The sequence below is a fragment of the Streptomyces spongiae genome (assembly GCF_009377185.1).
GTDB lineage: Bacteria > Actinomycetota > Actinomycetes > Streptomycetales > Streptomycetaceae > Streptomyces > Streptomyces spongiae.
On the sequence record NZ_VJZC01000745.1, the window covers coordinates 1 to 4,240 of the forward strand.

At 71.7% G+C, this 4,240-nt stretch carries 5 protein-coding genes; 1 reads left to right on the forward strand and 4 read right to left on the reverse strand.

Annotation, left to right across the window (positions count from 1 at the left end; genetic code table 11):
• The 4 genes from FNH08_RS45855 to galU form a co-directional block, all read right to left on the reverse strand.
• Nucleotides 1–595: MogA/MoaB family molybdenum cofactor biosynthesis protein (locus tag FNH08_RS45855; protein WP_152777592.1), on the reverse strand; the 595-nt coding region annotated here is incomplete at its 3' end.
• Nucleotides 592–1,101, reverse strand: coding sequence for a cyclic pyranopterin monophosphate synthase MoaC (gene moaC / locus FNH08_RS45860; RefSeq protein ID WP_152777594.1), 510 nt, complete (start codon nucleotides 1,099–1,101; stop codon nucleotides 592–594). The genes moaC and FNH08_RS45855, both read right to left, overlap by 4 nt.
• A gap of 118 nt (nucleotides 1,102–1,219) precedes the next feature.
• Nucleotides 1,220–2,542: a molybdotransferase-like divisome protein Glp gene (glp, locus tag FNH08_RS45865; protein ID WP_152777596.1), complete on the reverse strand. Its 1,323-nt coding sequence runs from the start codon at nucleotides 2,540–2,542 to the stop codon at nucleotides 1,220–1,222.
• 5 nt (nucleotides 2,543–2,547) lie between these two features.
• Nucleotides 2,548–3,450: a UTP--glucose-1-phosphate uridylyltransferase GalU gene (gene galU / locus FNH08_RS45870; RefSeq protein WP_152777598.1), complete on the reverse strand. Its 903-nt coding sequence runs from the start codon at nucleotides 3,448–3,450 to the stop codon at nucleotides 2,548–2,550.
• A gap of 133 nt (nucleotides 3,451–3,583) precedes the next feature.
• Between galU and FNH08_RS45875 the strand changes: the two genes are divergently transcribed.
• Entirely contained in the window at nucleotides 3,584–4,168 is a 585-nt protein-coding gene (locus tag FNH08_RS45875; protein ID WP_228034786.1) for a 5-formyltetrahydrofolate cyclo-ligase, read from the forward strand.
• Nucleotides 4,169–4,240: the final 72 nt, after the last annotated feature.

Below are 4,240 nucleotides of genomic sequence, written 5' to 3' on the forward strand. Positions count from 1 at the left end.
CGCCCGGCGCGTGCCCTCCCGGCGCGTGCGCTCCGGTGTTGGGCGCGGCCGCCGAGCTGTCGGTGGCTCCGCCAGGTCTCGGATGGTCCCCGCCCCGGATCTGGTCGACGGCGTGGACCAGCAGCGGCTCCAGGACCGCCAGGCCGTCCTTCACGCCGCCGGTGGAGCCGGGGAGGTTCACGATCAGTGTGCGGCGTGCGACGCCCGCGAGGCCGCGGGACAGCGCCGCCGTGGGGACCTTCTCCCTGCCGAACGCCCTGATGGCCTCGGCGATGCCGGGCACCTCGTGGTCGAGGACGCTCCGGGTGGCCTCGGGGGTCCGGTCGGTGGGTGAGATGCCGGTTCCGCCGGTGGTCACGATCACGTCGTACCCGACGTCGACTCCCGCCCTCAGTGCCTCCGCGACCGGGTCACCGTCGGGGACGACTCGCGGGCCGTCGACGGCGAAGCCGAACCTTCTGAGCCCCTCGACGATCAGGGGCCCGCCCTTGTCCTCGTACACACCGGCCGCGGCCCGGTTGGAGGCGGTCACGACCAGGGCGGCGTACGGCGCGGCCAGGGCGCCGCCCGCCGACGGGTCCGCGGAACCGGTCATCCCCGGCTCCAGTCGCCGGACTTCCCGCCGGTCTTCTCCTCCACGCGTACGTCCGTGATGACCGCCCCCTTGTCGACCGCCTTGACCATGTCGATCACGGTGAGCGCAGCCACGCTGACCGCGGTGAGGGCCTCCATCTCCACCCCCGTGCGGTCAGTCGTCTTCACGGTGGCCAGGATCTCGACGGCGTCGTCCGCGACCGACAGATCAAGCTTGACACCCGACACTGACAACGGGTGACAGAGCGGGATGAGGTCGGGGGTGCGCTTGGCGCCCATGATCCCCGCGATACGCGCGGTGGCGAGGGCGTCGCCCTTGGGAACCCCCTCGCCGCGCAGCAACTCGACCACGCGCGGTGAGACCAGGACCCGGCCGCTGGCGCGGGCGGTGCGCGCGGTCACGTCCTTCCCGGACACATCGACCATGCGGGCGGCTCCCGCCTCGTCGATGTGCGTCAGTCGGTCCTCCGGCGGTCCGGGGGTCTCCCCCCGGGAAGACACAGTCATGTGGTGTGGCGCTCCCGGTCAGGGCCGTGGCGGTGCCGCGCACGGCCTGTTGTGCGACGACACGGTACGCCAACTTCAGCGGCCTCGCGGAGCGGGATCTCCCGGGCCCCGGCGGCGGTCAGCCGAGGAGGACGACCTCGACCTCGCTGCCCGGCTCGACCGACTCCACGTCCTCAGGCACCACGATCAGCGCGTCGGCATGGGCGAGGGCCGCGACCAGGTGCGATCCGGCGCCCCCTACGGGAGTGACCTTGCCGTCGGCGTAGGTCCCGCGCAGGAACTGCCGGCGTCCGGCGGGCGATGTCAGCGCCTTGGGCGCCTCCAGGGTCGCGCGCGCGGTGGGCCGGTGGAGGTCCTCCAGTCCCATCAGGGCGCGGATGGCGGGCCGTACGAACATCTCGAAGGAGACGTACGACGACACCGGGTTGCCCGGCAGCGCGAGCAGCGGGGTGTGGTCGGGGCCGATGGAGCCGAAGCCCTGGGGCTTGCCGGGCTGCATGGCGAGCTTGCGGAACTCGACGCCGCTGCCCGCCTCGTCCTCGTCACCGACGGACTGGAGGGCCTCCTTGACGACGTCGTACGCTCCCACGCTCACCCCGCCCGTGGTGACGAGCATGTCGGCGCGGACGAGTTGGTCCTCGATGGTGGCGCGGAGGATCTCGGCGTCGTCGGTGACGGCGCCGACCCGGTAGGCGATCGCCCCGGCGTCGCGGGCGGCGGCGGTCAGGGCGAAGCTGTTGGAGTCGTAGATCTGGCCGGGCTCCAACTTCTCGCCGGGCTGGACGAGTTCGCTGCCGGTGGACAGGACCACCACGCGCGGGCGGGGGCGCACACGGACCGTGGCGCGGCCGATCGAGGCGAGCAGCGCGATCTGCGGCGGTCCGAGGACCGTGCCGGCCGTGAGGGCCCGGTCGCCGGCCTTCACGTCGCTGCCCTTGGCGCGCACGTGCGCGCGTGCCTCGGCCGCGCGGTGGACGGCGACCTGGCCCGAGGCGCCCTCGGGGCCGGTGCTGCGGGCGCGCATCGTGGAGACGGGTCCCTCGCCGAGGCCGCCGTCGGTCCACTCCACGGGGACGACCGTCTCGGCGCCGGGCGGCAGCGGGGCGCCGGTCATGATGCGGGCGGCCTCGCCGGGCCCCACGTGCGGCTGCTCGCCCTGGCCCGCGGCCACGTCGCCGATCACCGTCAGGACGGCGGGGTACTCCTCGCTCGCGCCCGCGACGTCCGCGACCCGCACCGCGTACCCGTCCATCGAGCTGTTGTCGAACGGCGGCAGCGACAGCGGCACCGTGACGTCCTCGACCAGGACGCAGCCCAGGGCGTCGAGGAGTTGCAGCTCGATGGGTTCCAGGGGGCGGACGGTGGCGAGGATGTCCTCCAGGTGCTCGGTCACCGTCCAGATCTGGTCCCGGCCGGTGTCGCGGGTCGCGGCGCTGCTCAAAGTCCCTACATCTCCTCGGCTACGTAACTGCGAAGCCAGGTCCGGAAGTCCGGGCCCAGGTCTTCACGTTCGCACGCGAGTCGGACAATGGCACGCAGGTAGTCGCCACGGTCGCCGGTGTCATAGCGGCGGCCCTTGAAGACGACGCCGTGGACGGGGCCGCCCACCTTCTCGTCGACGGCCAGCTGCTGGAGGGCGTCGGTGAGCTGGATCTCGCCGCCGCGGCCGGGCTCGGTCTTGCGGAGGATCTCGAAGATGTGCGGGTCGAGGACGTAGCGGCCGATGATCGCGTAGTTCGAGGGGGCGTCGGCCGGTTCCGGCTTCTCGACCATGCCCGTGACCTTGACGACGTCGCTGTCCTCGGTGGTCTCGATGTCCGCGCACCCGTAGAGGTGGATCTGCTCGGGGGCGACCTCCATGAGCGCGATGACGCTGCCGCCGTGCTGCTCCTGGACCTCGACCATGCGCTGGAGCAGGGGGTCGCGCGGGTCGATGAGGTCGTCGCCGAGGAGGACGGCGAAGGGCTCGTGGCCGACGTGCGGGGCAGCGCACAGGACGGCGTGGCCGAGGCCCTTGGGGTCGCCCTGGCGGACGTAGTGCATGGTGGCGAGGTCGCTGGACTCCTGGACCTTGGCGAGCCGACGGGCGTCGCCCTTCTTCTGGAGGGCGGACTCCAGCTCGTAGTTGCGGTCGAAGTGGTCCTCCAGGGGACGCTTGTTACGACCGGTGACCATGAGGACGTCGTCGAGCCCCGCGGACACCGCCTCCTCGACCACGTACTGGATGGCCGGCTTGTCCACCACCGGCAGCATCTCCTTGGGAGTGGCTTTGGTGGCCGGCAGGAACCGGGTGCCGAGACCGGCTGCGGGGATGACAGCCTTGGTGATCCTGGGGTTCGACTCAGTCATGCGCGCAACCTTATCCGGTGCCTTTGTGCACAATCTGTGGCTCCGGTTAATTCGCTCTCATATGAGCCCACTATGAACAGTACGGGAGCAACCTGTGAGCCGGATGAGGCACGGTATGGACCCTGCCAAGCGGATGTTGCGACGAGACCTCCTCACGGTGAGGAACGGGTTGACGGCGGATGACGTCCGGAAATCGACCCACGCCCTTGCCGGCCGCGCCCTCGCCCTGCCGGAACTGGCGGATGCGCGCACGGTCGCGGCGTACGTCTCCGTCGGCAACGAGCCGGGCACCCTCGCGCTCCTCGACGCGCTCCACGCGCGCGGGGTGCGTGTTCTGCTGCCGGTCCTGCTGGAGGACAACGACCTCGACTGGGGCGCGTACGAGGGTGAGGGCTCCCTGGTCCGTGTCCAACACGGCGGAAGGATGGCCCTGTTGGAGCCGTCGGGCGAGCGGCTCGGCCCGGCGGCCGTCGAGCGGGCCGACGCCGTCCTGCTGCCCGGTCTCGCCGTGGACGCCCGCGGGATGCGTCTGGGGCGCGGCGGCGGCTCGTACGACCGCGTTCTGGCCCGTCTGGAGCGCGCGGGGGCCGATCCGGCGCTGGTGGTGCTCCTGTACGACACGGAGGTCGTCGACCGCGTGCCCGAGGAGCCGCATGACCGTCCGGTGCACGCGGTGGTGACCCCTTCGGGAGTACGGCGCTTCCGCAGCCGCCCTTAGGGTGCCCCCTTGATGAAATTAGGTGCCCCCTTGATGAAAAGGGCCCACTGATGAAAAGGGGCCCTCCACGCG

What these genes read in the sequence shown, in the direction of transcription:
- moaC (WP_152777594.1), bottom strand. Translation starts at nt 1,101, where the DNA reads ATGACTGTGTCTTCCCGGGGGGAGACCCCCGGACCGCCGGAGGACCGA.
- galU (WP_152777598.1), bottom strand. Translation starts at nt 3,450, where the DNA reads ATGACTGAGTCGAACCCCAGGATCACCAAGGCTGTCATCCCCGCAGCC.
- FNH08_RS45875 (WP_228034786.1), top strand. Translation starts at nt 3,584, where the DNA reads ATGTTGCGACGAGACCTCCTCACGGTGAGGAACGGGTTGACGGCGGAT.